Annotated in this window: 25 protein-coding genes; 15 read left to right on the top strand and 10 right to left on the bottom strand. The window is 72.1% G+C overall.

Going from position 1 to position 25,940, the window contains the following annotated elements; genetic code table 11:
• The first annotated feature begins 6 nt into the window (after positions 1 to 6).
• From AB0I79_RS44320 to AB0I79_RS44295, 6 genes are all read left to right on the top strand, one after another.
• Positions 7 to 405, top strand: a complete 399-nt coding sequence (locus tag AB0I79_RS44320; RefSeq protein WP_357886534.1) for a TadE/TadG family type IV pilus assembly protein — start codon at positions 7 to 9, stop codon at positions 403 to 405.
• Positions 402 to 788, top strand: a complete 387-nt coding sequence (locus AB0I79_RS44315; protein WP_357886531.1) for a TadE/TadG family type IV pilus assembly protein — start codon at positions 402 to 404, stop codon at positions 786 to 788. The genes AB0I79_RS44320 and AB0I79_RS44315 overlap by 4 nt, the downstream gene beginning before the upstream one ends.
• A complete protein-coding gene (locus tag AB0I79_RS44310) occupies positions 785 to 1,201 on the top strand; it encodes a pilus assembly protein TadG-related protein (protein ID WP_357886528.1) in 417 nt (138 codons plus the stop codon). The genes AB0I79_RS44315 and AB0I79_RS44310 overlap by 4 nt, the downstream gene beginning before the upstream one ends.
• Before the next feature lie 92 nt (positions 1,202 to 1,293).
• Complete coding sequence (locus tag AB0I79_RS44305) at positions 1,294 to 4,362, top strand: BTAD domain-containing putative transcriptional regulator (protein ID WP_357886525.1); 3,069 nt, start codon at positions 1,294 to 1,296, stop codon at positions 4,360 to 4,362.
• On the top strand, positions 4,359 to 4,958 hold the full coding sequence (locus AB0I79_RS44300; protein ID WP_357886522.1) for a hypothetical protein: 600 nt from the start codon (positions 4,359 to 4,361) through the stop codon (positions 4,956 to 4,958). The genes AB0I79_RS44305 and AB0I79_RS44300 overlap by 4 nt, the downstream gene beginning before the upstream one ends.
• Positions 4,955 to 5,905, top strand: a complete 951-nt coding sequence (locus AB0I79_RS44295; protein WP_357886519.1) for a hypothetical protein — start codon at positions 4,955 to 4,957, stop codon at positions 5,903 to 5,905. The genes AB0I79_RS44300 and AB0I79_RS44295 overlap by 4 nt, the downstream gene beginning before the upstream one ends.
• On the opposite strand, the gene AB0I79_RS44290 is transcribed toward AB0I79_RS44295, so the two are convergent.
• On the bottom strand, positions 5,885 to 6,316 hold the full coding sequence (locus AB0I79_RS44290) for a MarR family transcriptional regulator (protein WP_357886516.1): 432 nt from the start codon (positions 6,314 to 6,316) through the stop codon (positions 5,885 to 5,887). The two genes, AB0I79_RS44295 and AB0I79_RS44290, sit on opposite strands and share 21 nt — an antisense overlap.
• 91 nt (positions 6,317 to 6,407) lie before the next feature.
• On the opposite strand from AB0I79_RS44290, the gene AB0I79_RS44285 reads away from it, so the two are divergent.
• Positions 6,408 to 7,562, top strand: coding sequence for an MFS transporter (locus tag AB0I79_RS44285; RefSeq protein WP_357886513.1), 1,155 nt, complete (start codon positions 6,408 to 6,410; stop codon positions 7,560 to 7,562).
• A gap of 50 nt (positions 7,563 to 7,612) precedes the next feature.
• On the opposite strand, the gene AB0I79_RS44280 is transcribed toward AB0I79_RS44285, so the two are convergent.
• The 4 genes from AB0I79_RS44280 to AB0I79_RS44265 are packed head-to-tail and all read right to left on the bottom strand — an operon-like array spanning position 7,613 to position 11,714.
• On the bottom strand, positions 7,613 to 8,482 hold the full coding sequence (locus AB0I79_RS44280) for a hypothetical protein (protein WP_357886510.1): 870 nt from the start codon (positions 8,480 to 8,482) through the stop codon (positions 7,613 to 7,615).
• Positions 8,483 to 8,513: 31 nt separating this feature from the next.
• Positions 8,514 to 9,026: a methylated-DNA--[protein]-cysteine S-methyltransferase gene (locus AB0I79_RS44275; RefSeq protein WP_357886507.1), complete on the bottom strand. Its 513-nt coding sequence runs from the start codon at positions 9,024 to 9,026 to the stop codon at positions 8,514 to 8,516.
• Positions 9,023 to 10,432 carry a DNA-3-methyladenine glycosylase 2 family protein gene (locus AB0I79_RS44270; protein ID WP_357886504.1) on the bottom strand — a complete coding sequence of 470 codons (1,410 nt, stop codon included), beginning with the start codon at positions 10,430 to 10,432 and terminating at the stop codon, positions 9,023 to 9,025. The genes AB0I79_RS44275 and AB0I79_RS44270 overlap by 4 nt, the downstream gene beginning before the upstream one ends.
• A 58-nt stretch (positions 10,433 to 10,490) precedes the next feature.
• Complete coding sequence (locus tag AB0I79_RS44265) at positions 10,491 to 11,714, bottom strand: MFS transporter (protein ID WP_357886501.1); 1,224 nt, start codon at positions 11,712 to 11,714, stop codon at positions 10,491 to 10,493.
• Positions 11,715 to 11,774: 60 nt separating this feature from the next.
• Here AB0I79_RS44265 and AB0I79_RS44260 point away from each other — a divergent pair, with 60 nt between their 5' ends.
• Positions 11,775 to 12,791, top strand: coding sequence for a DUF5937 family protein (locus tag AB0I79_RS44260; RefSeq protein ID WP_357886498.1), 1,017 nt, complete (start codon positions 11,775 to 11,777; stop codon positions 12,789 to 12,791).
• Here the strand turns inward: AB0I79_RS44260 and AB0I79_RS44255 are convergent.
• The 3 genes from AB0I79_RS44255 to AB0I79_RS44245 all read right to left on the bottom strand — a co-directional run bounded on the left by AB0I79_RS44255 (position 12,749) and on the right by AB0I79_RS44245 (position 15,581).
• Positions 12,749 to 13,690 carry an NYN domain-containing protein gene (locus AB0I79_RS44255; protein WP_125632505.1) on the bottom strand — a complete coding sequence of 314 codons (942 nt, stop codon included), beginning with the start codon at positions 13,688 to 13,690 and terminating at the stop codon, positions 12,749 to 12,751. The two genes, AB0I79_RS44260 and AB0I79_RS44255, sit on opposite strands and share 43 nt — an antisense overlap.
• Before the next feature lie 107 nt (positions 13,691 to 13,797).
• Positions 13,798 to 13,998: an acyl-CoA carboxylase subunit epsilon gene (locus AB0I79_RS44250; RefSeq protein WP_357886495.1), complete on the bottom strand. Its 201-nt coding sequence runs from the start codon at positions 13,996 to 13,998 to the stop codon at positions 13,798 to 13,800.
• On the bottom strand, positions 13,995 to 15,581 hold the full coding sequence (locus tag AB0I79_RS44245) for an acyl-CoA carboxylase subunit beta (RefSeq protein ID WP_357886492.1): 1,587 nt from the start codon (positions 15,579 to 15,581) through the stop codon (positions 13,995 to 13,997). The genes AB0I79_RS44250 and AB0I79_RS44245 overlap by 4 nt, the downstream gene beginning before the upstream one ends.
• Positions 15,582 to 15,617: 36 nt before the next feature.
• On the opposite strand from AB0I79_RS44245, the gene AB0I79_RS44240 reads away from it, so the two are divergent.
• The 3 genes from AB0I79_RS44240 (at position 15,618) to AB0I79_RS44230 (ending at position 20,649) form a co-directional block, all read left to right on the top strand.
• Positions 15,618 to 16,403 carry an ABC transporter ATP-binding protein gene (locus tag AB0I79_RS44240; protein ID WP_357886489.1) on the top strand — a complete coding sequence of 262 codons (786 nt, stop codon included), beginning with the start codon at positions 15,618 to 15,620 and terminating at the stop codon, positions 16,401 to 16,403.
• On the top strand, positions 16,400 to 17,959 hold the full coding sequence (locus AB0I79_RS44235; RefSeq protein WP_357886486.1) for a hypothetical protein: 1,560 nt from the start codon (positions 16,400 to 16,402) through the stop codon (positions 17,957 to 17,959). Before AB0I79_RS44240 ends, AB0I79_RS44235 begins: the two co-directional genes overlap by 4 nt.
• A gap of 68 nt (positions 17,960 to 18,027) precedes the next feature.
• Positions 18,028 to 20,649: a phosphoenolpyruvate carboxylase gene (locus AB0I79_RS44230; protein WP_357886483.1), complete on the top strand. Its 2,622-nt coding sequence runs from the start codon at positions 18,028 to 18,030 to the stop codon at positions 20,647 to 20,649.
• Positions 20,650 to 20,688: 39 nt separating this feature from the next.
• Here AB0I79_RS44230 and AB0I79_RS44225 read toward each other — a convergent pair whose 3' ends face one another.
• Together AB0I79_RS44225 and fdhD are read right to left on the bottom strand one after the other, a co-directional pair.
• A complete protein-coding gene (locus AB0I79_RS44225; RefSeq protein ID WP_357886480.1) occupies positions 20,689 to 21,771 on the bottom strand; it encodes an epoxide hydrolase family protein in 1,083 nt (360 codons plus the stop codon).
• A 74-nt stretch (positions 21,772 to 21,845) separates the two neighbouring features.
• Positions 21,846 to 22,685, bottom strand: coding sequence for a formate dehydrogenase accessory sulfurtransferase FdhD (gene fdhD, locus AB0I79_RS44220; protein ID WP_357886478.1), 840 nt, complete (start codon positions 22,683 to 22,685; stop codon positions 21,846 to 21,848).
• A gap of 55 nt (positions 22,686 to 22,740) precedes the next feature.
• On the opposite strand from fdhD, the gene AB0I79_RS44215 reads away from it, so the two are divergent.
• The 4 genes from AB0I79_RS44215 to AB0I79_RS44200 form a co-directional block, all read left to right on the top strand.
• A complete protein-coding gene (locus tag AB0I79_RS44215; protein WP_357886476.1) occupies positions 22,741 to 23,562 on the top strand; it encodes a biotin--[acetyl-CoA-carboxylase] ligase in 822 nt (273 codons plus the stop codon).
• Positions 23,563 to 23,621: 59 nt separating this feature from the next.
• Positions 23,622 to 24,131, top strand: a complete 510-nt coding sequence (locus tag AB0I79_RS44210; protein ID WP_357886474.1) for a PH domain-containing protein — start codon at positions 23,622 to 23,624, stop codon at positions 24,129 to 24,131.
• Between the two features lie 14 nt (positions 24,132 to 24,145).
• Positions 24,146 to 25,117 (top strand): adenylate cyclase regulatory domain-containing protein, encoded by a 972-nt coding sequence (locus AB0I79_RS44205; protein ID WP_357886472.1) that lies wholly within the window; start codon positions 24,146 to 24,148, stop codon positions 25,115 to 25,117.
• Between the two features lie 15 nt (positions 25,118 to 25,132).
• The coding region (locus tag AB0I79_RS44200; protein WP_357886470.1) for an alcohol dehydrogenase catalytic domain-containing protein at positions 25,133 to 25,940 on the top strand (808 nt) is incomplete at its 3' end.

Genomic DNA, 25,940 nt, shown 5'->3' with positions numbered 1-25,940 from the left:
CGCGGCGTGACGGTGATCGAGCTGGCCCTGCTGATGCCGGTCATCCTCGCGACCGTGCTGCTCATCGTGCAGGTCGCCCTCTGGTTCCACGCGCGTGAGGTGGCCGAGGCGGCGGCCAGGGAGGGGGCGCGCGTGGCCAGGGCCGCGCCGTTCGACTCCGGCGCCTGGCAGGGCGAGGCCACCGGCAAGGCCACGGAGATCATCCAGGCTGTCGGGCCCCGGCTGCTGCAGGGCGCCACCGCCACGACCTCCGAGAAGGAGCCCGACGAGCGCTTCGTCACGGTGACCGGCAGCGCCGTACAGGTCGTCCCGCTGCTGCCCGACCTGGCGTTCACGATCACCGCCACCGCGGGCGGGCCCGTCGAGTGCTTCCGCCCCGACAACGGCGGCGAGGACTGCGCATGAACGAGCGGGGTTCGATGGCCGTGGAGACCGTCATGCTGGCCCCGGTCTTCCTGCTGTTCCTCATGTTCCTGGCCGGCGCCGGGGTGCTGGTGGAGTCGCAGGGGCGGGTGAACGGGGCCGCGCGCGACGCCGCCCGCGCCGCGTCCGTGCAGCGCTCGCTCGACGACGCGGAGGCCGCCGCCGAGGCGATCACCACGAGCGTGCTGGAGGGGCGCTGCCAGTCGGCCGCGGTCTCCCTGGACGGCTCCGAGTGGGAGCAGGGCGGCCAGGTCCAGGCCGAGGTGTCGTGCGAGCTGGACCTCGCCTTCCTCGGCTTCGGCGGCACCAAGCGGCTCACGGGGACCGCGGTGGTGCCGATCGAGCAGTTCAGGAGGATCGAATGAGGGCCGGCGAGCGGGGCTCCATGTCGGTGTTCACCGTGCTGTTCTCCGTGGTCGTCTTCCTGCTGGCCGGGCTGCTGGTGGACGGCGGTTCGGCGATCAACGCCCGGCTGCGCGCCGCGGACGTGGCCGAGCAGGCCGCGCGGGCCGGCGCCGACGAGCTGGACGTCGACCATCTCCGCGAGACCGGGGAGGCGCGGCTGCTCGCCGAGGCGCAGGTGTGCGCCAGGGCCGACGAGATCGTGGCGGCCCAGGGCGGCGACGACGTGAGTTCCGGGGAGTGCGCGGTCGGCCAGGGACAGGCGCAGGTGACGGTGTCCGTGTCGGTGCGATGGGAGGCGTTCTTCCTCAGCGCGATCGGCTTCCCCGGCTCCGAGATGACCGGCGAGGCCACCGCGGCCCCCGAGGCGAGATAGCGGGCCCGCCCGAAGCGAGCCAGACCGAATCCCGCCACTCGATGGATGCGGGACACCAGAGGCACGACGCTGGACCGGGGAAAGGAGAGGCGATGCCGACGCGAGAGCCCGCGCGTCCACCCGGACGTCACGTTCCCGTACGCGTGCCGGCCAGGCGCAGCTTCGGCGACGTGCTCGCCGGGATCGGGGCGCTGATCGTGCTGGTGGCGCTGGTGGGCGGCGTGCCGTACGCGCTGCTCACGTACGCCGGCCCGCCGATCAGGCCCGAGCTGCTCGACCCCGGCGTGTGGACCGGCAAGGTGGGCCACACCACGATCATGGCCGTGCTGGTGCTGATGGTGTGGGGCGCCTGGCTCCAGCTCTTCGTGTGCGTGCTGGTCGAGGTGTACGCCGGGGTCCGCCGGGTCGGCATGCCCGCCCGCGTGCCGCTCTCCGGCGGGATGCAGTTCCTCGCGAACAAGCTCGTGTCGGCGGTGTTGCTGCTGTTCACGGCCGGGGCGATGGTGGTGCCGCTGGTGAAGACGGCGCCCACGCCCGCCGCCCCGCCGGTGACGGCGGTCGCGTACTCGGCGCCGATCGTCGAGCAGACGCTGGAGACGCCCAAGACGAAGAAGGTGTACGTGGTGCAGCCGCCGCACGGCCGGCACCACGAGAGCCTGTGGGAGATCGCGGAGAAGTGCCTGGGAGACGGCCGCCGCTACCCCGAGATCTACCGGCTCAACCAGGCGAAGGAGCAGCCGGACGGCACCCGCCTGCGGATGGCCGACCTGATCAGGCCCGGCTGGGTGCTCGACATGCCGGACGACGCCAGGAACGTGCACATCGTGCCCGCCGGCCAGCCCCGCGAGCAGACGCTGCGCGAGCACCCCGGCAGGGCGCACGTGGACCGGCCGGAGCCCCGCGAGCGGGGCGAGGCCAAGCACCGCCAGCCCGAGCAGCAGGAGCCCAAGCGTACGGACCAGCAGGAGCGCAAGCGCACGGATCAGCAGGAGGGCAAGCACGCCGAGCGGCAGGAGGGCAAGCGCGCGGAGCTGGAGGACGAGACGCCGACGGACCGGCAGCCCGTCGTCATCACCGAGCCCCAGGGCGGCGAACTGACGCAGTACCTCGCCGCCGCCTCGCTGGCCGCCGCCGGGCTGCTGCTCGTGCTGGCCAGGCGGCGCAGGGAGCAGCTCTGGCGGCGCCTGTTCGGCCGCAGGATCGTCCGGCCGCGCGACGACGCCGCCCAGGCCGAGCTCGCGCTGCGGCTCGGGAGCGACGCGCCGGGCGCCCGCGTCCTGGACGTCGGGCTGCGGATGCTCGGCGCCGAGCTGGCCGCCCAGCGCCGAACGCCGCCCGTCGTGTACGGGGCGCACCTGTCGGCCCGCTCGCTCGACCTGTGGATCCACCCGGCGGACGACGACCCGCCCGCCCCGTGGACGGCGGCGGACGGCGGCCAGATCTGGCGCCTCCCGGCCCACGAGGGCCGCCTCCTGCCGGACCCCAGGACCCAGCCGTACGCGGATCCCAGGACTCAGCCGTACGCGGACCCCAGGACTCAGCCGTACGCGGACCCCGGGCCCCGGCACGGGGGGACGCCGTACCCCGAAGGCCGGGCGCAGGCAGGCAGGGCGCCGTATCCCGACAGCCGGGCGCAGCGGGCCGGGGCGTCTCAGGCCGGCGCCGGCGCGCGGCCGGGTGGGGCGCCCCAGGCCGACGCCGGCGCGCAGCGGGGCGGGACGCCTCAGGCCGGCGCCGGCGCGCAGCGGGGCGGGGCGTCTCAGGCCGGCACCGGCGTGCGGCCGGGCGGGGCGCCGTACCCCGGCCTGGTCTCCATCGGGACGGACGCCGCCGGGCGGGTCCTGATCGACCTGGAGGCCGCGCAGGGCCTGATCAACGTGCGCGGCACGCAGACCACCGCCGCGCTGGCCGCCCTGGCGGTCGAGCTGGCCACCAACCTGTGGTCCGACCGCATGCGCATCACGCTCGTCGGCTTCGGCGGCGAGCTGACCGCCATCGCGCCGGGCCGCGTCAGGGCGGTCGGCAGCCTGGCCGAGGTGCTGCCCGAGCTGGAGGCCGGTGCCGCCCCGCGCAGGGAGGTGCTGACCGGCCGCATCACCGGCAGCCCGCGCAGCGCCCACTACCTGCTGTCCGCGGTGGCGCCCACGCACGAGGAGGCCCGCCGCCTGGCGCTGCTGGCCCGCAGGGACACCGCCGGGTACGTGGTGGCGGGCGAGGTCCCGCACGCCACCTGGACCCTGGAGATCGGCGACGACGGCAAGGCCAGGATCGCCGAGCTGGGCTTCGAGGTGGACGCCCAGCTCCTGCCGCGCCGCCACTACCAGGCGCTGATCGACCTGTTCCGCACCGCCGGCCGCCTGGAGGGCGAGGCGATCCCCGAGGCCGAGCCGCTGGCCGGGCTGCACCCGCCAGCCGTCGAGATCAGGATCCTCGGCCCCGTCGAGATCGCCGGGCTGCCTCCGCTGGAGGAGGGCCGGATGGCGCTGGCCACGGAGCTGCTGGTGTACCTGGCCACGCACGTGGGCGGCGTGCATCCCGTGGTGCTCGGCGGCGTGTTGTGGCCGCGCGGCGTGCAGGACATGGTCAGGGACGCCACGATCGCCCGGGTCGCCGAGTGGCTGGGGCCCGAGCACCTGCTCACCGACGAGGCGGGCCGGCTGCGGCTGGGGCCCGACGTGCGTACGGACTGGGCGCTGTTCCGTGAGCTCGTCCGCCGCTCGCACCACGACCCCACGGCCAGGGCCGTCCTGCTGGAGAAGGCGCTCGGCCTGGTCAGAGGCCCGCTGCTGGCCGCGCGCGGCCCCGGCCGGTACGCCTGGCTGACGGATGACGACCTGGAGTACGACGTGACCGCGGCCGTGGCCGACGCCGCGCACCAGCTCTGCGAGCTGCGGCTCGCGCACGGCCAGCCGGACGCCGCGGTGGCCGCCGTGCGCGCCGCGTTGCTGCTGGCGCCCGACGACGAGAGCCTCTGGCGCGACCTGCTGCGGGCCACGCACGCCACGGAGGACGCCGTCCGCCTGCGCGCCGTCGTCGAGGGCCTGACCCGTCGGGCCGCCTCGCACCCGTACGGAGGCGCGATGGCCCCCGAGACCGAGGCGTTGATCGAGGAGCTGCTGCCCACGTGGCGCATTCATGTGGTGAGGGAGTCGTCGGCATGAGACCTGCGGCGATAGTGCTGTGCCTGCTGCTCGCGGCGGGCTGCGCGGCACCGGAGCGGCCGTACCGCCCGAAGGAGGGCGCCCCGGCGGCGGCGGTGGGCACCACCCCGGCCGCGCCCGAGGAGCAGCCGTCCTCCGGGCCCGAGACGATCCAGGTCGCCGACGGCCTGAAGGCCCGCGTCGAGTGGCCCGCGAACCCCGACCCGCTGCTGAAGGTCATGGTCGACCAGTACGTCGGCACCCGCAAGGCCGTGGCGGAGAGGCGGCGCACGTACAAGGACGGCCTCGAACTCGACGCCGCGGTGCAGGCCAGCGAGTGGGTGGAGTCGTTCGCCGCCGAGGGGTGGTCGATGCGCGGGGTCGGGCGGCTCTACAACCTGCGGGTCAGCGCGCGGGTGGGCAAGGGCGCCCAGATCAACGCCTGTGTGGACGAATCGGGGGTCCGGATGGTCTCCACCCGTACCGGGAGAGCCGTCAGCCCCCAGCCCGAGTGGTTGCGCACCCCCTACGGCCAGAGCGTGGCCGCCCGCCGCGGTGACGACGGGGTGTGGCGCATCAGGACCTACGTTCCCTCCAGAGAGAGATGCACCCGATGAAAGCCTGGCTAGCGGCCCTGCTCGTGGCCCCGCTGCTTCTCGACCCCATCCCCGGCCCCGGCGAGAACACCACCCAGGAGAAGGAGCAGACCGGCAACACCGTGGGATGGAGGGGGAAACACACCAGCATCAGGGTCAGCGGCGACGTCGGCGGCAGCGGCGACGGCTACCGCATCCCGCAACCGTGCTGGTACGAGCCCGGGCCCACCCCCGAGGAGATGCTCCGCCAGCGCGGCGAGGGCCGCGACGCGGCGAACAGGGCGCGCATCGACGAGGAGAGCCACCAGGCCTTCATCCAGCAGTTCAAGGACAAGCTCGGGCAGGACGGGCGCTGGTGGCTGCCCGCGCTGAACGAGGCCGACCCCAACGGCGTGGCCTGCTGGACCGACCTGGAGCAGTTCATCTTCGTGCCCACCGGGACCACGCCGCCCGCCGGCCTGACGATCGAGCAGCTCGCCCAGATCGCCCGTGCCGCGCTGACCGTGCCGGAGCCCGCCGTCAAGCTGAACCCCGACGCCAAGAGCTACGTCAACCTGCCCACCTGGGTCTGGCTCGAAGGCGTGGGCGAGCCGCGCCGCACCGTCACGGCAGAGCTGCCGGGCGTCATGAGCGTGACCCTGGTCGCGACGCTCGAGAACATCGAGATCGATCCGGGGACGACGGGCGAGCGGGCGGAGGTGACGGAGAGCGGCTGCGGGGCGGCCGGCAGGCCGTACACGAAGGGCGGGGAGTTCTCCTGCGGCGTGCGTTACCTGCGCTCGTCGATCGACCAGCCGCGCGAGAAGTACACGCTCACCGTGACCACGGTGTGGCCGGTGGACATCCAGGCCCAGGGCGGCGTGGTGCCGTTCCAGTTCGACCCCGTGGAGCTCGAGACCACGCGCGACGTGCCGGTCGGCGAGATCCAGAGCAACGTCACGCCGCCGTCAGGACAGAACGGCGGCTAGCGGGGCCAGCTCCGGCTCCTGCGCGGCCTCGGCCAGCACCTCCTTCAGCACGGCGTCGTGCGTCGGCTGCGCCCGCTCCAGCAGCTCGCGCCCGGCGGGCGTGACCTCGGAGTAGATCCCCCGGCGGTCGTCCGCACACAGGTAGCGGTGCAGCAGCCCGCGGTTCTCCAGCCGGGCCACCAGCCGCGTGGTCGCGCTCTGGCTGAGCACCACGGCCCTGGCGAGCTGCTGCATGCGCATGTGCCAGCCGTCCTGCCTGGCCAGCACGTCGAGCACGGTGTACTCGCTCACGCTCAGCTCGTGCTCCTTCTGCAGGCACTTCTCCAGCCGGTCCTCGATCTTGGCGTGCAGCGCCGCGAGGGTGCGCCAGCCCTGGGCGCGCGCCTCGACGGCGTCATCGGCTATGGGCATGTGACAGCCTCCTCCGGCATGGTTGTATGGTCAGTTAGTCAGCGTGTGCAAATAATGTCTACGCTTACTAACGTCGTCTGAGGAGAATTCTATGCCTCTCGCCCTGTTCGCCCTCGCGATCAGCGCCTTCGGCATCGGAACCACGGAGTTCATCATCAACGGGCTGCTGCCCGAGCTGGCCGCGGACTTCGGCGTCACGATCCCGGCCGCGGGCCTGCTCGTCTCCGGGTACGCCCTCGGCGTGGCCGTCGGCGGGCCGCCGCTGACCATGCTCGGCGGGCGGTTGTCGCGCAAGACCATGCTGCTGGCCCTGATGGTGCTGTTCATCGCGGGCAACCTGCTGTCGGCGCTGGCCCCCTCGTACGGCGTGCTCATGGCCGGCCGTTTCCTGGCGGCCTTCGCGCACGGCGCCTACTTCGGGGTCGGCTCGGTCGTGGCCGCGGACCTGGTGGCGCCGCAGAAGCGGGCCAGCGCCATCGCCCTGATGTTCACCGGCCTGACGCTGGCCAACGTGCTCGGCGTGCCGCTGGGGACGTGGATCGGGCAGGCGTTCGGCTGGCGGGCCACGTTCTGGGTCGTGGTCGCCATCGGGGTGGCCGGCCTCGCCGGTGTCATGGCCCTGGTGCCGCGCCAGCCCCGGCCCTCGGGCGGCGGCCTGCTGCGCGAGCTGGCGACCTTCCGCAAGGCCGGCGTCTGGCTCGCGCTCGCCATGACCGTCTTCGGGTTCGCGCCCGTCTTCGCCGTCATCACGTTCATCGCGCCGATCATGACCGGCGTCGGCGGCTTCTCGCCGGGGGCGGTGCCGGTGGTGATGGCCCTGTTCGGCGTCGGCCTGGTGGCCGGCAACCTGATCGGCGGCAAGCTCGCCGACCGGGCGGTCATGCCGTCCATCTACGGCTCGGTGGGCCTGCTCACGCTGCTGGCCGTGGTGGTGGCGCTCGTCTCGTCCAGCCAGATCGCCTTCATCGTCGCGATCACGCTCTTCGGCGTGGCCGCCTTCGCCACCGTGCCGCCCCTCCAGACCCGCGTCCTGGACACCGCCGCGGGCGCCCCCACGCTGGCCTCGGCCGCCAACATCGGCGCCTTCAACCTGGGCAACGCCATCGGCTCCTTCGTGGCGGGCCTGACCATCGACGCCGGCCTCGGCTACACGGCCCCGGCCTGGACGGCCGCCCTGCTGGGGTTGGTGGGGCTCGGCGTGGCCGGAGTCGCGGGGATGCAGGCCCGGCGGCTGGTGCCTGCCTGATCGCGATCAGGGCCGGTGCGGCGGGTGCCGTGCCGGCCCTGCGGGTTTGTTCAGTCGAACAGCTCGTCGACGCTGGTGGCTGTAACGGCTCGGCCGATCCATGTCCTCAGTGTTGCCTGGTCGGTGCAGGCCAGGATGCGTTCCTGTGCTTCGTGCGGAAGGGGAACGCCCCGGTTCTCGAGGATGATGAGGACGGCCTTGGCCTCGCCCTTGGCCTCGCCCTGTTCGACCCATTCGCGGACGAAGGGGTAGTCCATGAGGTCTTCGATGTTTACGCTCATCTCGAGCTCCTTGTAGATGATCTTGCCGATGGACCGGGGCACCGAGCTGAGTACAAGCTCAATATAGCTCGGCCGGTCCTTCGGGCCTTGGACTATGGCCTGGACATATGCGTGCAGGATTTTGTGCAGTCGCTCGGACGCGTCGTTGCCATGGGCGATCACCGAGAGGGTGGCGAGTTCGGCGTTGGCGGAGGCTTGCGTGGTGTCGATGATCTCGGGCACGTCCTTCGAGCTCGCGACGATGGGTACGAGTACCCATCCCGGATGTCCCATGTCGATCGCTTCGGCGCATGCCTTGGCTGTCGCGGCGTCCTGGCAGAAGACCAGGAGCACCACCGGACACTTCGTACGTGCCCGGAGTGTGCTCAGATAGACCGGCCAGGACCATTGTTTGCGCTTGTCGGGTGCTCGCTGGATCTCCAGGACCACGGCGTGTACCGGCGTCCCGCCCTGGGTCATGAGGACCACCGAGTCGGCGCGATACTCCGTAGGTCTGCAGTCGGTGAAGTCGGTGTTGCCCAGCGACAGCTCATCGAAGGCCGGAACGGCGACGCCCATCTCCGCCAGTAGGGAAGTGACCAGGGTCGGGCGGTTGCGGACGAGCTCGATTAGGTACTCATGTTCTAATGTCGGCGACATGGCGAACACATTACCGAAAGCTGTCGGCCGATTACCAAGCGTTAACGATTCCTCCATTTTCGTGGGCAATCAGCCACTCTTTCACCGGTACGCCGTAGTAGTACCCGCCATATCCCCCAGAGCTGGGCAACACCCGATGGCAAGGCACGAACGGCGCGATCAGGTTCTGCGCACAAGCGGACCCCGCCGCCCGCGCCGCCGTCTTCGGCATCCCCGCCCGCTCCGCGAGCTCCGCGTACGAAACGGTCGTCCCCGCCTTCACCTCCCGCAACGCCGCATGCAGCCGCTTGCGCGTGGGCGACCCGGGCTGCGAGACCGGGACGGCGTCCAGCGCGTGCAGGTCGCCGTCGAAGTAGGCGCGGGTCGCCTCGGCCGCCAGGCCCAGGTCGTCCACGACCTCCAGCCCTTCGGCCTGCAGCGCGGGCGTGAGCCGGACGAACATCTCCGTCGGGTCGGCGGTGAAGCCGGCCGCGACCAGCACTCCCTCCCGGGCGAGCAGGGCCAGCGGGCCCACCGGCGTCGGTACGAGCTGGGCAGCGATCATGAGGAGCTCCAGAGGTGCAGGGCGGCGTACGCCCGCCACGGGCGCCACCGCTCGATGTGGTCCTGGGGGATGCCCAGGGCGGCCATGCGCTTGTTCAGGACGAGGTCGCCCGCGGGCCACGCGTCCGGGTCGCGCAGCGCGCGCAGTGCGATGTAGCTGGCCGTCCACGGGCCGATGCCGCGGACCGCCAGCAGTTCGGCCACCGCCTCCGCCGGGTCCTGCCCGCCGTCCAGGTCGAGGTGACCCTCCGTCAGGCGGGCGGCGAGGTCCTTGAGCGTGTCGATCCGGCGGTTGGTCAGGCCGAGGCCGGTCAGGTCGGTGTCCAGGAGCTGGACGGGGGTGGGGAAGAGGCCGTCAGGGGCGGCGGCCCTGGCGACGATGCGGCCGAGCAGCGTACGGGCGCCGGCCACCGAGATCTGCTGGCCCACGACCGCGCGCACGGCCAGCTCGAACCCGTCGAACGCCCCCGGCACCCGCAACCCCGGCCGCGCCGCGACGAGCGGGCCGAGCGAGGTCCGGCCGAGCATCTCCGAGATCGCCTCGGGGTCGGCGTCCAGGTCGAGGAGGCGGCGGCAGCGGGCCACCACGCGGGCGAGCTGGCGGGTGTCGTCCACGGCCACGTCCAGCGCGATGTGGCCGCGCTGCGGGGTGAGTGTGATCGTCCCGCCCGGTACGGCTCTGGCGTACGAGGTGCGGTCCGCCACCTCCAGCCCGGGAATCGCCCGGGAGGCGAGGAAGGCGAAGACCCCGTCCACGTCGTACGGCTCCCGCCGGTGCAGCCGGAGCCGCAGCGTCGCCGCCCCGGTCGCCACCCCGTTGGCCTGGACCGTCCGGGGCCCGGCCGTGGCGCGCAGCTCACTCGGCGTGAACCCGTACGTCTCCCGCATCGTCGCGTTGAACTGCCGCACGCTCCCGAACCCCGCCGCGAACGCCACCTCCGTCACCGGCAGCCCCGTCTCGGTCAGGAGCTGCTTGGCCAGCAGCAGCCGCTTCGTCCGCGCCACCGCCAGCGGCCCGACCCCCAGCTCGGTCACGAACAGCCGGTGCAGGTGCCGCTCGGTGATGTGCAGCCGCTGGGCGAGCCCGGCGACGCCCTGCTCGTCGGCCGCCCCGTCGTCGATCAGCCGCAGTGCCCGCCCGACGAGGTCGCCGCGCACGTCCCAGCCGGGGTCGCCGGGCGACAGCTCGGGCCGGCAGCGCTTGCAGGGGCGGAACCCGGCGGCCTCCGCCGACGCCGCGTGCCGGTAGAAGCGCACATTGCGGGCCGAGGGCGTACGTGCCGGACAGATCGGGCGGCAGTAGATGCGCGTTGTCGTCACCGCCGTGTAGAAACGCCCGTCGAACCGGGCGTCCCTGGCGGAGACGGCCCGGTAACAGGAGTCGAAGTCGAGCTCGAGTGGTGACATGTCTCCGACAGTATGCGCTCCCCAAGGGGACTGACTGGCGGAAATCAGACACCAACGTTCATGGCTGGTGGCGCAGCGGCGAGCGTACGTAGGGCAGCCAGCTCAGTGCCATGACGGCCGCGCCCAGCGCCAGCGCGGGGCCGGTGCCCCACAGCTCGCCGACGGCGGCGGCGAGCAGCCCGCCCGCCCCGAGCGCGCCCGTCAGGAGCAGGCGCATCGTCGCCGTCATCCTGCCCAGCATGGCGTCGGGCGTGACCCGCTGCCGCAGGCTGACGAGCAGCACGTTGTTGAGCCCGGTACGGAACGTCAGCACGAGCCACGCCACCGCGCTCGCCCACACCCACGGCCCGCCCATGCTCAGGAGCGGCACGACGAACGCGGCGGGCGTGGTGACGAGGCTCGTGAGCCACGCGGCGCGCCCGGTGCCGAGCCGGCGGCCGATGGCGTGCGCCGACGACGATCCCGCCAGCACGCCGAGCCCGCCCGCGGCCAGGTACGCCCCGAGCACCCACTCGGGATGGCCGAGCTGCTGCACGAGGACGACCGGGAGCAGGACGGAGCAGAGCGGGAACGCCAGGTTGACCAGGGTTCCCTGGAGCAGGGCCGTGACGAGGATCGGGTTGCCGAACAGGAACCGGACGCCTTCGGCGATCTGCCTTCCCATCGGGTCGGGTTCCCGCGCCGTCGTCCGAGGGTCGGGGACGGCTCGCAGCCAGGCCGCCGACCACAGGTAGCTCAGCGCGTCCAGCAGGATCGCCACCGGCGCCCCCGCCACCTGCACGAGCACCCCGGCGGTGCTGCGCCCCGCCACGTCCATCCCGGCCCCGGTCCCCACCAGTAGCGTGTTCGCCGCCGTCAGCCGGTCCCGTCCCACCAGCGCCGGCACGATGCTGTACGAGGCCACGTCGAACAGCAGCGTCCCGGCCCCGACGAGCACCGCGACCAGGTACAGGTGCCCCATCGACAACCACCCGCCCCACCACGCCACCGGCACCGACAGCAGCGCCCCCGCCCGCAGCAGGTCGGTGGCGATCATCACGGGACGGCGCCTGACCCGGTCCACCCAGGCTCCGGCGGGCAGCCCGAGCAGCAGCACGGTGAGCGTCCCGAGCGCGGCGAGGAGCCCGACCTCGCCCGCGCCCGCCCCGAGGGCGGTCACGGCGAGCAGGGGCAGGGCGACGTAGCTGATCTGGGATCCGAGCTGGCTGACCGCGCCGGCCAGGAAGAGGTTGCGAAAGCCGCGGAGCCGAAGCAGCGGCTCCTGCGTCACTGTCGTTGACATGCCCGCCACGATGGTGAAATGTCGGCAATGGTGCCATCGATTAAGTGAGCCGCGAATCCCATGACCCTCGACCTCGTCTTCACCGCCCACGACCTCGCGAACATCCGCTTCGCGATCTCCCCGCTCGGCGAGGTCGTGGCCAGCGTGCGCGTGCTGAAGGACCCGTCCGCGCACCCGCTCCTGCGCCCCTGGGCCGAGCAGGTGCGCCGCCGCCTGGCGGACGTGGAGTGGCGGCTGCTGTCCGACCTCGTCCCGGTGCCGACGATCACGATCGCGGGCTTCGCCTGCACCCCGCCGTCCACGTCCGTGCCGGACCTGGAGCTCGAACTGGCCACCATGCGCGGCGCGGCCGCCCGCGTGCGCCCGGATCTGGACGAGGTGCCCGGTCCACGGACGAAACGGGTGCAGGCGCTCTTCGACGACCCGGAGAAGGGGCTGGAACGCCTGGCCACCGAGGTCACGGACTACTGGCGGGCCGCGCTGGCCCCGTACTGGCCGCGGATCAGGGCCCTGCTGGAGGGCGAGATCCTGTACCGGGCCAGGCTGCTGGCCGAGGGCGGCGCGCAGCGCATGCTGGCCGACCTGGACGAGGCCGTCACCTGGCACGACGGGACGCTGAGCATCCGGCACCGCCACGTCTCCGGTGAGCGCCCGCTGCGCGGCCTCGGGCTGCTCCTGGTGCCGAGCGTGTTCGTCTGGCCGAAGGTGTTCTCGGTGACGGTGCCGCCGTACCAGCCGACCGTGCGGTACGCGCCGCGCGGCGTGGCGACGCTCTGGGAGCGCCGCGAGATGGAGCCGCCGCAGGCGCTGGCCGCCGTGCTGGGCAGGACCCGCGCGCGGCTGCTGGCCGAGCTCGACCAGCCGGCCTCCACCCGCGAGCTGGCCCGGCGCGCCGGGCTGTCGGAGCCGGGCGCGAACCAGCACCTCACCGCGCTGCGCAGGGCCGGCCTGTGCACGGCACACCGTACGGGGCGATACGTCCTGTACGCCCGCACGGCGATAGCCGAGGCCCTCCTGAACCCCGGGCCCCGCGACTACTTGGACGAGACGCCCACCCCCAGGTCGAACTCCCGGTAGACCCGCGCCCAGAACCCGTCACGCAGCCACACCCGCGCCTCCGGGTAGGGCCGCAGCGAGTGCCCGAGCTCCTTCTCCGCCTCGATCAGCAGCTCGGTGTCGATCACGGTGGGCAGGATGGGCCCGGGGAGCAGGTCGCGGATGTTGTCACGCCCGCGGGTGAGTATCCACTTCTGGGCGACGTGCTCGCCCACGTCCTCCACGCGCGGCCTGCTCGGCCCCAGCTTGGCGACCTGGCCGGGTTTCGCGTGCGGTTTGACGGGGGCGCGCCCGGCGAAGACCTGCGCGGGCGAGGGAGCGGCGGCGGGTGGAGTGACAGGGACGGGCTGAGGAGCACGGCTGAAAAACGGTCTTAGGAAATCGGCGCTGATCACTTCGACGGTGTCGGACTCCCACACCAGGCGTTCGGCCTGGTTGGTGCCGTAAGGCGGCTCGACGCCCCACAGGTGGATGCGCACGCCGTAGGCCTGCGCGGCCTCCACCGCCGGGACCATGTCCTCATCGCCCGCCAGCAGGATCGTGTCAGTGACCGCATGATGCCTGGCCAGTGCCTCCAGATCGCTCCGGATCTGCGCGTCCACACCCTTCTGCTGGCCGCGGGCGTTCAGGTTGCCGAGCCGAACCTTGACCCACGGAAGCTGAGCGATGACACGCTGGTCGACGGTAGGCACGCGATCACGGGCTGCGTCATACCAATAGATCCGCAGAAGTTCGCCCGAAATGCGTTCCTCTGCATGTTTCTGTAGACTCTGGATGAGCTCATCGGCGGCCACCCGATATTCCTTGCGCTCCTTCGCGCCGAGCAGCACTTCACCTGCCGCAGCGTACAGATAACCGACATCCACTAGGACGGCGTACTTGGCTGCCACAGGATGCGGCATGAGGTCTGGGATGGCCATGTCGTCCTCCAGGCCGCGGTGTTAGTTGATCGGCCGACTATATACGCCTACTTTCTCTAGATAGTCCCAACTCCCGGGGAACTTGACACCCGATTCTCAGGATCTATCTAGGGTAGTGCGCTCATCCGCCATGCCGACTTCCCTGGGGCGACAGGCTTACGCATGGCTCTAGCCGGGTTTCGCCATGTTTGTCTTCCCGATGTGCGGCTCGCCTCCGGTTCGGCGCGGCGGGACGCCAGGACGGCCGCGAGCGCCGCGATCTCCTCCGGCGTGGCGTCCCCTCGGACAATGCGCAGGTGCGGCGTCATAGCGGAATGTTCCCATGCTTCTTGGGGGGCAGCGTCATCCGCTTGTTCCGCAGGGCGCGCAGCGCCCGGATGGCTTGGGGGCGGGTTTCGGACGGCCGGATCACCGCGTCCACGTAGCCGCGCTCGGCCGCGATGTACGGGTTGGCCAACGTGTCCTCGTACTCGGTGACCAGAGCCGCCCGCTCGGCCTCGGGGTCGGCGGCGCTCGCCAGCCTCCTCCGGTGGAGGATGTTGACCGCGCCCTGCGCGCCCATGACCGCGATCTGCGCGGTGGGCCAGGCCAGGTTCACGTCCGCGCCCAGGTGCTTGGAGCCCATGACGTCGTACGCGCCGCCGTACGCCTTCCGGGTGATGACCGTGATCAGCGGCACGGTGGCCTCGGCGTAGGCGTACAGGAGCTTGGCGCCGCGGCGGATGATTCCGTTCCATTCCTGATCGGTGCCGGGAAGGAAACCCGGTACATCAACAAAAGTCAGGATTGGAATATTGAAGGCATCACATGTTCGAATAAATCTGGCAGCCTTCTCGGATGCGTTGATATCCAGACATCCAGCGAAATGCATGGGCTGGTTGGCCACCACGCCCACCGGCTGGCCGTCGAGCCTGCCGTACCCGACCACCACGTTCGGCGCGAACAGCGCGTGGACCTCCAGGAACTCCCCGTCGTCCAGCACGTGCTCGATCACCTGGTGCATGTCGTACGGCTGGTTCGGCGAGTCGGGGATCACCTCGTCCAGCTCCGGGTCGGGGTCGAGATCCGTCGCCGGCTCGTACGCCGGGGCCTCGTCCAGGTTGTTCGACGGCAGGTACGACAGCAGCGCCTTGACGTACTCGAGGGCGTCCTGCTCGTCGGCGGCCTGGTAGTGGGCCACCCCCGACCTGGTGTTGTGCGTGCGGGCCCCGCCCAGCTCCTCGAACGTGACCTCCTCACCGGTCACGGTCTTGATCACATCGGGCCCGGTGATGAACATCTGCGACGTCTGGTCCACCATCACCACGAAGTCGGTCAGCGCGGGGGAGTAGACGTGGCCGCCGGCCGCGGCGCCCATGATGAGCGAGATCTGCGGGATCACGCCGGAGGCGTGCACGTTGCGCTTGAAGATCTCGGCGTACAGGCCGAGCGCGACCACACCCTCCTGGATGCGCGCGCCGCCGCCCTCGTTGATGCCGATGATCGGGCACCCGGTCTTGACCGCCAGGTCCAGCACCTTGACGATCTTCTCGCCGTACACCTCGCCGAGCGAGCCGCCGAACACCGTCACGTCCTGGGAGAACACACACACCTGCCGGCCGTCGATCGTGCCGTGCCCGGTGATGACGCCGTCGCCGTACGGCCTGCGCTCGTCCATCCCGAACATCGTGGACCGGTGCCTGGCGAACTCGTCGAACTCCACGAACGAGCCCTCGTCCAGCAGCGCCAGCACCCGCTCCCTGGCCGTCATCTTGCCCTTGGCGTGCTGCTTGTCGACCGCCGCCGACGAGCCCGCGTGCACGGCCTCGTCGAGTCGCCGCTCCAGGTCGGCGATCTTCCCAGCGGTGGTGTGAATATCCGGTTGCCCCGGCATCTCCTCCGCAGTGCTCATGCGCGCAAGGCTAGCCTCTCCTCCTAGAGTGGAGCCATGTCGGACGCGGTTCGCACGCACGCCCTGTTCAAGCGATTCGGGCAGCAGATCGCCGTCGCGGGGGTGGACCTCGTGGTCCCCGCCGGGAGCTTCGCGGGTCTGGTCGGGCCCAACGGGGCGGGCAAGACGACCACCCTCAGCATGATCACCGGGCTGCTCCGTCCCGACGGCGGCTCCGCCGAGGTGGACGGGTTCCACGTCTGGCGCGACCCCGTCGAGGTGAAGGCGCGCATCGGGGTGCTGCCCGAGGGGCTGCGGCTGTTCGAGCGGCTGTCAGGGCGCGAGCTGCTCCTCTACAACGGCAGGCTGCGCGGCATCCCCAAGGCCGAGGTCGAGCAGCGCGCGGGCGAGCTGCTGGCCGTCATGGACCTCGTCGAGGCCGCCGACAAGCTCGTCGTCGACTACTCCACCGGCATGCGCAAGAAGATCGGCCTGGCCGCGGCGCTGCTGCACAACCCGTCGGTGCTCTTCCTCGACGAGCCGTTCGAAGGCGTCGACCCGGTCAGCGCCAACACGCTGACCGAGGTGCTGCGCCGCTTCACCGCCTCCGGCTCCACCGTCATCTTCTCCAGCCACGTGATGGACCTGGTCGAGAGGCTGTGCGACTGGGTGTCGGTGATGAGCGCGGGGCACATCGTGGCGCAGGGCACGTTAGCGGACGTACGCGGCGACCGTCCCACGCTCAACCAGGCCTTCCTGGAGCTCGTCGGCCGTTCCTCGCAGGGCGGCGGCGAGTCGGGCCTGACCTGGCTCGGCGCCAGGCCGCCCGAGGCCGGCCCGTGACCACCGTCGCGCTCTTCGCGCGGCTCAAGCTGCGGTTGCTGGCCGGCAACCTGCGCGGCGACCTCCAGCGCAAGCTCGGCTTCGTCTTCACCCTCGTCGCGGCCGCCGGGCTGGCCGTGCTCGGCTTCTTCTTGATGAGCCTGCTGCGGCTGGCGCCCCCGGACATCTCCTCCTCGCTCGTGATCGTGGCGTTCGCCTTCTTCCTGTTCGGCTGGATGGTCGTGCCGCTGATGGCGTTCGGCCTGGACGACACGCTCGACCCGGCCAAGCTGTCGCTGTTCCCGCTGCGGACGCGGCGGCTGGCGGTCGGCCTGTTCACCGCGTCCGTGACCGGCGTCTGGCCGGCGGCGATGCTGATCGTGACGTTCGGCGCCCTGGTCGGGCTGGCCTCGGGCGCGGGCGGCTGGCTGCTCGGGGTGCCGGCCGTGCTGGTGCAGTTCGCGCTGTGCGTGGTGGCGTCCCGGCTGATCACCACGGCGCTGTCCAGCGCGCTGCGCACCCGGCGCGGGCGTGACGTGCTGGCCGTGGCCGCGCTGCTCGTCGTGCTGCTCGCGCAACTGCCCAACCTGCTGATGAACGGCGGATTCGGCGACCCGGCGGCCATGCTGCACGCCATGGCGGCCGTGCTGCGGTGGACCCCGCCCGGCATGCTGGCCCACGCCATCGCCGACGGCGGCCTGATCGGGCTGGCCGAGGTGGTCCTCGTGGCGCTGCTCACCGTGGCGCTGGCCTGGCTGTGGATCAAGGCGCTCGCCCGCGCCCTGGTCACGCCCGACGTCTCCACCCAGGCCGCCTCCGTACGCAGGGAGAGCGGCCTCGTCGACCGCTTCCTGCCGGACGGGCCGCTGGCGGCGGTGGTGACCAAGGAGCTGAAGTACATCAGGCGCGACCCCCGCTACCGCGTGGGCTGGTTCAGCGCCGTCCTGGTGACGGTCGTGCTGTCGTTCTCCCTGACCAGGACGGCCGAGGCCGGCGCCGGCATGCCGATCACCCTGTCCGGCGCGGGCGCGCTGATGATCGCGTTGCAGTCGATCAACGCGTTCGGCATCGACGGCCGCTCGCTCTGGATGAACGCCGTCGCCTTCGGCTCCGAGCGCGGCCTGGCCACCGACCTGGCCGGCCGGCACCTGGCCAACGCGCTGATCGCCGTGCCGGTGATCGCCGCCATCGCCGTCGCGACCGGCCTGCTCACCGGCCAGCCGGGCGCGATCCTGCCCGGCATGCTGACCGGCTGGGGCGCGCTCGGGATCGGGCTCGGCGTCGGCTCCGTGACCAGCGTGGTGCTGCCGTACACCGCTCCCGAGCGGATGAACGCCTTCAGCGGGGCCGCCCCCGGCCAGGGCGGGCTGGCGTTCGCCTCCGCGATGGGGGCCACGGTGGGGATCGGGCTGCTCGCGCTGCCGATCGTGGTGCCGCTCCTGTTCGGGCTCCTCTGGGTGTCCGTCCTGGCGCCGTTCTACGGCCTGCTCGCCGAGGTGCTCGGCCGGCGGCTGGCCGCCAGGATCGGCTTCGCGCGTACGCCGGAGCTGCTCGCGGCCGTCTCGAAGCCCACCTGAGCAGTGGTCTAGTCCAATAACTGAGACCGGTCTACGTCGGCCGGAAGCGACTCGATACCCTTCGAAACATGATTGACCAGGGGCTCGAGCGTCGCAGTGCCGCCGTAACCGAGATGCCGGACGAGCTACGCCACGATGTGCGTCTGCTGGGCAAACTGCTCGGCCAGGTGCTCGCCGAACAGGGTGGCGAGGACCTGCTGGCCGATGTCGAACGGTTGCGCAAGGCCGTCATCGCGGCGCGCAAGGGTGAGATCTCGGCCGACGTGATCACCGAAATGGTCGCCGGATGGGAGATCGAGCGGGCCGTGGCCGTGGCCCGCGCGTTCACCTGCTACTTCCACCTCGCCAATCTGGCCGAGGAGCATTACCGCATCCGCACACTGCGGGAGCGGGACGCCGAGGGCAGGGTGCAGCGCGAGTCGCTGGCACAGGCCGTGCACGAGCTCGGGCACGAGCGCGTCACCGAGCTGCTGGAGGGCCTGGAGCTGCATCCGGTGCTCACCGCGCACCCGACGGAGGCGCGCAGGCGCGCCGTCGTCACCGCGATCCAGCGCATCAGCGGCCAGCTCACCGAGTACAACGCGCCGGGACGCGGCGCCTCCGAGCGCGCCGAGAGCAAGCGCCGCATGCTGGAGGAGATCGACCTGCTGTGGCGTACGGCCCAGCTCCGCTCCACCAAGCTGGACCCGCTCGACGAGGTGCGCACGGCCATGGCCGCCTTCGACGAGACGCTGTTCCGCATGGTGCCGCAGGTCTACCGCTCGCTCGACGCCGCGCTCGACGAGCGCACCGGCACCCGCCCACCGCTGGCCAGGCCGTTCATCCGGTACGGGAGCTGGATCGGCGGCGACCGCGACGGCAACCCCAACGTGACCTCCAAGGTCACCCGCGAGACCATCCAGATCCAGTCCGAGCACGTGCTGACGGCACTGGAGACCGCCTGCACGCGCATCGCCCGCACGCTGACCGCCTCCGCCCAGTTCGCGCCCTGCTCACCCGAGCTGCGGACGGCGCTGGCGGCGGCCGTGGACGGCCATCCCGACGTGGTGTCCGAGCTGGCCACCCGCTCGCCGCGGGAGCCGCACCGGCAGTGGCTGCTGTTCGTGGCCGCGCGCATCGCCGCCACCCGCCGCCGCGACCTCGACCTGGCCTACCGCTCGCCCGCCGAGCTGCTGGCCGACCTCCGGCTGGCCCAGGAGTCGCTGGCCGCCTCGGCGCCGCGGCAGGCGTACGGGGAGCTGCAGCACCTCATGTGGCAGGTGGAGACGTTCGGCTTCCACCTGGCCGAGCTGGAGGTGCGCCAGCACTCCCAGGTGCACGCGGAGGCCCTGGAGGAGCTGCGGGCCGGCGGCGAGCTGTCGGAGCGCACGGAGGAGGTCCTGGCCACGATCCGGGTGATCGGCTGGATCCAGGAGCGCTTCGGCGTCACCGCCTGCTCCCGCTACGTCGTCTCCTTCACCCGCTCCGCCGAGGACGTCGCGGCGGTGTACGAGCTGGCCAGGCACGCGCTCGGCGACCGGGCGCCGGTGCTCGACGTGGTGCCGCTGTTCGAGTCGGGCCAGGACCTGGCCAACTCGCCCCGGGTGCTGACCGGCATGCTCGACATCCCCGAGGTGCAGCGGCGGCTGGCCGACACCGGGCGGCGCATGGAGATCATGCTCGGCTACTCCGACTCCGCCAAGGAGCTCGGCCCCGCCGCCGCCACCCTCCGCCTCTACGAGGCGCAGGAGGAGCTGACGGCCTGGGCCGCCGAGCACGACGTGCAGTTGCGCATGTTCCACGGCCGCGGTGGCGCGCTGGGCCGCGGCGGCGGCCCGGCCAACCGCGCGGTGCTGGCCCAGGCGCCCGGCTCGGTCGCGGGCCGCTTCAAGGTCACCGAGCAGGGCGAGGTCATCTTCGCCCGCTACGGCCACATCGCGATCGCCCGCCGCCACCTGGAGCAGGTGGCCAACGCCGTCCTGCTGGCCTCCTCGCCCACGGTCGGCGCCCGCACCGCCACCGCCGCCGAACGTTTCCGCGGCCTGGCGGAGCAGGTGGCGACGGCCTCGGAGCAGGCCTACCGGGCGCTCACGGAGGCCCCCGGCTTCCCCGAGTGGTTCGGCCTGGTCAGCCCGCTGGAGGAGATCGGCACCCTGCGCCTCGGCTCCCGCCCGGCCCGCCGCGGCCTGGGCGCCCCCCGCTCACTCGACGACCTGCGGGCCATCCCCTGGGTCTTCGCCTGGGCCCAGACCCGCGTCAACCTCCCCGGCTGGTACGGCCTCGGCACCGGCCTGGCCGCCGTCGACTCCCTCGACGAGCTGCGGGCGGCGTACGCGGAGTGGCCGCTGTTCAACGTCATGCTGGACAACGCGGAGATGTCGCTGGCCAAGACCGACCGCTCCATCGCCAAGCGTTATCTGGCGCTGGGCGGCAGGGAGGACTTCGCCCAGCGGGTGCTGGAGGAGTACGACCGGACCCGGGAGCTGGTGCTGCGGGTCACGGGGCACACGCGGCTGCTGGAGAACCGCAAGGTGCTCTCGCGCGCCGTCCAGCTCCGCGACCCGTACGTGGACGCCCTGTCGCACCTGCAGCTCAGGGCGCTGCGCGCGCTGCGCACGGAGAACCCGTCGGACCAGGAGCGCGACCGGCTCTCCACGCTGCTGCTGCTGTCGGTGAACGGCGTGGCGGCGGGCCTGCAGAACACCGGCTGACGCCTCGGAAGGCGCCCCCGAGGGGGCGCCTTCTCGTGCCTAGCCGACGCTGCGGAAGAAGGCGATGACGTCCGAGGTGAGCGCCTCCGTGGCGGTGTGCGCCGTGTAGTGGCCGCGGGCCGGGGCCGGGAGGGTCTTCCAGGAGACGATGTTGGCGTGGTCGCGGTCGGCGAAGCGGCGGATGGACTTGAAGTCGCCCTCGCCCATGGCCAGCGCCGTCGGCACGGTCGTCGGCTCCTTGGGCTGCTCGGCGCGGGCGTTCTCCCAGTAGAGGCGCAGCGCCGAGCCGGCCGTGCCGGTGAGCCAGTGGATGGCCGCGTTGGTCACCACGAACTCGTCGTCCAGGTCCTCGTCGAAGAGCTGGGCCAGCCAGCCGACGAGGCCGGCGGGCGAGTCGACGATGGCGTGCGCGAGCGTCTGCGGCTGCTGCGACTGCAGGACGTTGAACGCGCCCTTCTCCTTCCAGAACCAGTCGAGCACCGCCAGCCCCGCCTGCTCCTCCTCGCTCAGCCCGGCGAACTCGGCCGGGTCGCCCGACGGGAACGAGAAGATCTGCGTGACGTGCACGCCCACCACGTGCTCCGGGTCGATCCTGCCGACCTCGGGGGAGATCATCGAGCCGCCGTCGTTGCCGACCGCGCCGTAGCGCTCGTAGCCGAGCCGCGCCATCAGCTCGGCCCAGGCCCTGGCGATGCGCTGGTTGTTCCAGCCCAGCTCGCGCGTCGGGCCCGAGAAGCCGTAGCCGGGCAGCGACGGGATGACCAGGTGGAAGTGGCGCGACAGGGGCTCGATGGCGCGCAGGTACTCGGCGATGGAGCCGGGCCAGCCGTGGGTGACGATCAGGGCGAGCGCGTCGGGGTTGTCGGAGCGGACGTGCAGGAAGTGGATGTCCTGCCCGTCGATCTCGGTGGTGAACTGCGGGTAGGCGTTGAGCCTGGCCTCCACCGCCCGCCAGTCGAAGCCGTCGCGCCAGTGAGCGACCAGGCGCTTGACCCGCTCGACGCTGACGCCCTGCTCGGCGCCGGGGATCTCGTCGGCGAAGCGGGTCAGGGCGAGGCGGGCCTGGAGGTCGTCGAGGTCGGACTGGGGGATCTCGACGCGGAAGGGGGTGATGGTGCTCATGTTCTGACCTCCAGAAGGAACGGAATGTTTCGTTCTGTTTCCAGACTAGCAGAACGGAATGCTTCATTCCACTGTTAGGCGATGATTCTTTCCGCCCCCGCGTACACGTTGCAGCGCTCCCCGCGCAGGAACCCCACCAGCGTCAGCCCGAACTCCCTGGCCAGCTCCACCGCCAGCGACGACGGCGCCGACACCGCGCACACCACCGGGACGCCCGCCGCCAGCGCCTTCTGCATGATCTCGTAGCTGGCCCGCCCGCTCACCATGAGCAGGTGCTCGGCCAGCGGCAGCCGCCCGGTCATGGACGCCCAGCCGACCAGCTTGTCCACCGCGTTGTGGCGGCCCACGTCCTCGCGCGCCGCCGCCAGGGCGCCGTCGCCGGAGAACAGCCCGGCGGCGTGCAGCCCGCCCGTCTTGCCGAACCCGCCCTGCGTCGCGCGCAACGCGTCCGGCAGCCCGTACAGCACCTCGGGGGCGAGCTTGAGCGACCCGCGAGGGACCGCCGCGCACCGGCCGCGCAGCGCGTCGAGGCTCGCCGAGCCGCACACGCCGCAGGCGCTGGAGGTGAGGAAGTGGCGGTCGAGCGCGGGCAGGTCGGGCACCGGGCCGCGCAGGCGCACCGTGACCGTGTTGTAGCGGGCCTCGGGCGGCAGGTCCTCGTCGGTGCAGTACGCGATCGAGGCGATGTCGCCGTGGCGCACCAGGCCCTCGCCGTGCAGGAAGCCTGCGGCCAGCTCGAAGTCGTGCCCCGGCGTGCGCATGGTGATCGCCACCGTCCTGCGCGTGCCGTCGGGCGCGGTGACGCGGAGCTCCAGCGGCTCCTCCGTGGCCAGGTCGTCGCGCCGCTCCCGGGCGGCCGGGCCGGACAGCTCCGTGATCCTGATCCGGGTGGTCGGCCCGGCGCGCTCGCTCACTCCACCATCTTGCCCACTCCCCCTTCACCCGCCCGTCATCAGCGAAGATGGGGGGATGGCCGACTCACGTTACTCCGACCTCGACCGCCCGCCGCTGTCCGAGGCGTCGCTCAACCGGGCCCTGGTCCGTCCTGGCTCGTTGTGGACCGGCGTCACCGTCGTCGACAGCACCGGCTCCACCAACGCCGACCTGGCCCAGGCCGCCAGGGACGGCGCGCCCGAGGGCACGGTGCTGGTCGCGGAGGCGCAGCAGGCCGGCCGCGGGCGGCTGGGCCGCACCTGGTCGGCGCCGCCCCGCTCGGGGCTGACGTTCTCTGTCCTGCTCAGGCCCGGCGTGCCGCCGCTCGCGCAGGGCTGGCTGTCGCTCCTGTACGGCGTGGCCGCCGCCTCCGCCGTACGCCGCCTGGCGGAGGTCGAGGTGGGCCTCAAGTGGCCCAACGACCTGCTGATCGGCGAGCGCAAGCTGGCCGGGGTGCTGGCCGAGCGGGCGGACGACGCGGTCGTCATCGGCATGGGCCTGAACGTGACGCTCCGGCCCGACGAGCTGCCCACCGAGACGGCCACCTCGCTGAGCATCGCGGAGGGGGCCTGCCTCGACCGCGACCCGCTGCTGCGCGCCGTGCTCAGGGAGGTCGAGACCCACTACCGCGAGTGGACGGAGGCCGAGGGCGACGCCGACGCCTCGGGGCTGCGCGCGGCCTACCTCGCCATCAGCGCCACGGTCGGCCGCCAGGTCAGGGTGGAGCTGCCGGGCGGGCGGACGCTGACCGGGCTCGCGACCGGCGTGGACGGCTCCGGCCACCTGCAACTGGAGTCCGGCGGCGAGCGGTACACGCTGAGCGCGGGCGACGTGGTGCACGTGCGGGCCGCGGGCTGAGCTGCCCGTTGCGTCATGGGCATGGCCCCCGGCCCCTCGATGGTGGCACGATGCTGCCCATGACCCTTCCCGACCATCATCTGACGCAGGGTGAGCGGCGCGTCCGATCCTTCCACCCCCACTGGAAGCGGCTCATCGTCCCCTTCGTCGCGCTGATCCTCATCGCCGCGGCGACGGGTGCGGCGCTGTACTTCATCCCCGACTTCGAGTACGTGTCCTACGCCAGGATCGCGGTCGTCGTCATCGGGCTCATCCTGCTCACGATCTGGTCGTTCGTGCCGTACCTGCAGTGGAAGAACACCGGCTACGTGCTCACCACGCACCGCTTCACGATCAGCACGGGAGTGCTCAACAAGTCGACCGACGAGATCCCGATCGCCAAGGTCAACACGGTGAGCTCGGACCAGACCTTCCCCGAGCGGCTGCTCGGCTGCGGCACGCTGACGGTCGAGTCGGCCGGCGATCGCGGGGAGATCGTGCTGAAGGACATCCCGAGGATCCAGGACGTGCGCACCGACCTGTTCCGGCTCGTCGAGGACGCCTCGGACGGCGAGGTGGACGGGCGCTGAAGTAGCCTCCTCGGGTGAGCGAAGCCCGTCCCGGCCGCCCGAGCGCCGAGGAGATCGAGCGACTGCTGGTCGGCCTGCCGCCCCGGTACACACGGGCGGAGGTCTCCGCCAGGAGCGGGGTGCCGCGGGAGCTGGCCGAGCGCATCTGGCGCGCGCTCGGCTTCGCGCAGCGGGCGGACGACGCCGTGGCGTTCACCGAGGCCGACGTCGACGCGCTGCGCCGGGTACGCAGCATGATCGACGGCGGCCTGCTCGACGAGCAGACCGTGATCCGCATGGCCCGCGCGCTCGGCCAGACCACGGCCAGGCTGGCGCAGTGGCAGGCCGAGATCATGATCGGCACGATGCTGCCGCCCGAGCCGTCCGAGGGCGACCTGGCGGCCGTGCTCGACACGGCGCAGGGGCTGCTGCCCGACTTCGAGCACGTGCTCATCCACGTCTGGCGGGCCCAGCTCGCCGCCGCCGGCACCCGGCTGCTGGCCATCGCCGACGTCAACGACGAGCTGGTGCCGACCAGGGTGGCGATGGCGGTGGGGTTCGCGGACCTGGTGTCGTTCACCAGGCGCAGCCGCGAGCTCGACGAGAAGGAGCTGGCGGGGCTGGTGGAGGGGTTCGAGTCGCGGGCCTCCGACGTGGTGGCCTCCCACGGCGCCCGGCTGGTCAAGACGCTGGGCGACGAGGTGCTGTTCACCGCGCAGGGCCCCGAGCAGGCCGCGGCCATCGCCCTCGACCTGGTGGCGACCGACGAGCTGCGCATCGGGATGGCGTACGGCCCGGTGCTGCCCATGATGGGCGACGTCTTCGGCACCACCGTCAACCTCGCCGCCCGGCTCACCGCCATCGCCAGGCCCGGCACGATCCTCATCGACGAGGCGCTGGCCGGCGGGCTCGACGGCGAGCCGTACGAGTTGCACAAGATCAGGCGCCGTCCGGCGAGGGGCCTCGGCGTGGTGCAGCCGTATGTCTTGCGGAGATCATCCTCCTGACACAAGATGACTGGCATGCCGTACGAAGTGCAGGGCGTGGTAGCCCAGGGCAAGGGTCAGGAAGTTTCTCTCGAGACGGTGCTCGTGCCGGACCCGGGTCCGGGCGAGGCGGTGGTGAACGTGCAGGCCTGCGGCGTGTGCCACACCGACCTGCACTATCGCGAGGGCGGGATCAGCGACGACTACCCGTTCCTGCTGGGACACGAGGCGGCGGGCACCGTGGAGGCGGTGGGCGACGGGGTCACCGGCCTGGAGCCCGGCGACTTCGTGATCCTCAACTGGCGCGCGGTGTGCGGCCAGTGCCGCGCCTGCCTGCGCGGCCGCCCGTGGTACTGCTTCGCCACCCACAACGCCACGCAGAAGATGACGCTCAAGGACGGCACCGAGCTGTCGCCCGCGCTGGGCATCGGCGCGTTCCTGGAGAAGACGCTGGTCGCGGCCGGGCAGTGCACGAAGGTCTCGGCCGAGGCCCCGGCACAGGTCGCCGGCCTGCTCGGCTGCGGTGTCATGGCCGGCCTCGGCGCGGCCGTCAACACCGGCGGGGTCACCCGCGGCGACAGCGTGGCGGTCATCGGCTGCGGCGGCGTCGGTGACGCGGCGATCCTGGGCGCCTCGCTGGCGGGCGCCGCGAGGATCATCGCGGTGGACGTGGACGACAGGAAGCTGGAGTGGGCGCGCGGCTTCGGCGCCACCCACACCGTCAACTCCCGCGCGTCCGACCCTGTCGAGGCGATCCGCGACCTGACCGGCGGCAACGGCGCCGACGTGGTCATCGAGGCCGTCGGCCGGCCCGAGACGTACGAGCAGGCCTTCTACGCCCGCG

Origin of the sequence: Nonomuraea sp. NPDC050202, assembly GCF_040656115.1 — a bacterium.
Taxonomy (GTDB): domain Bacteria; phylum Actinomycetota; class Actinomycetes; order Streptosporangiales; family Streptosporangiaceae; genus Nonomuraea.
The sequence above is the reverse complement of the archived record's forward strand: the minus strand, read 5'-3'. Positions and strand labels throughout refer to the sequence as shown.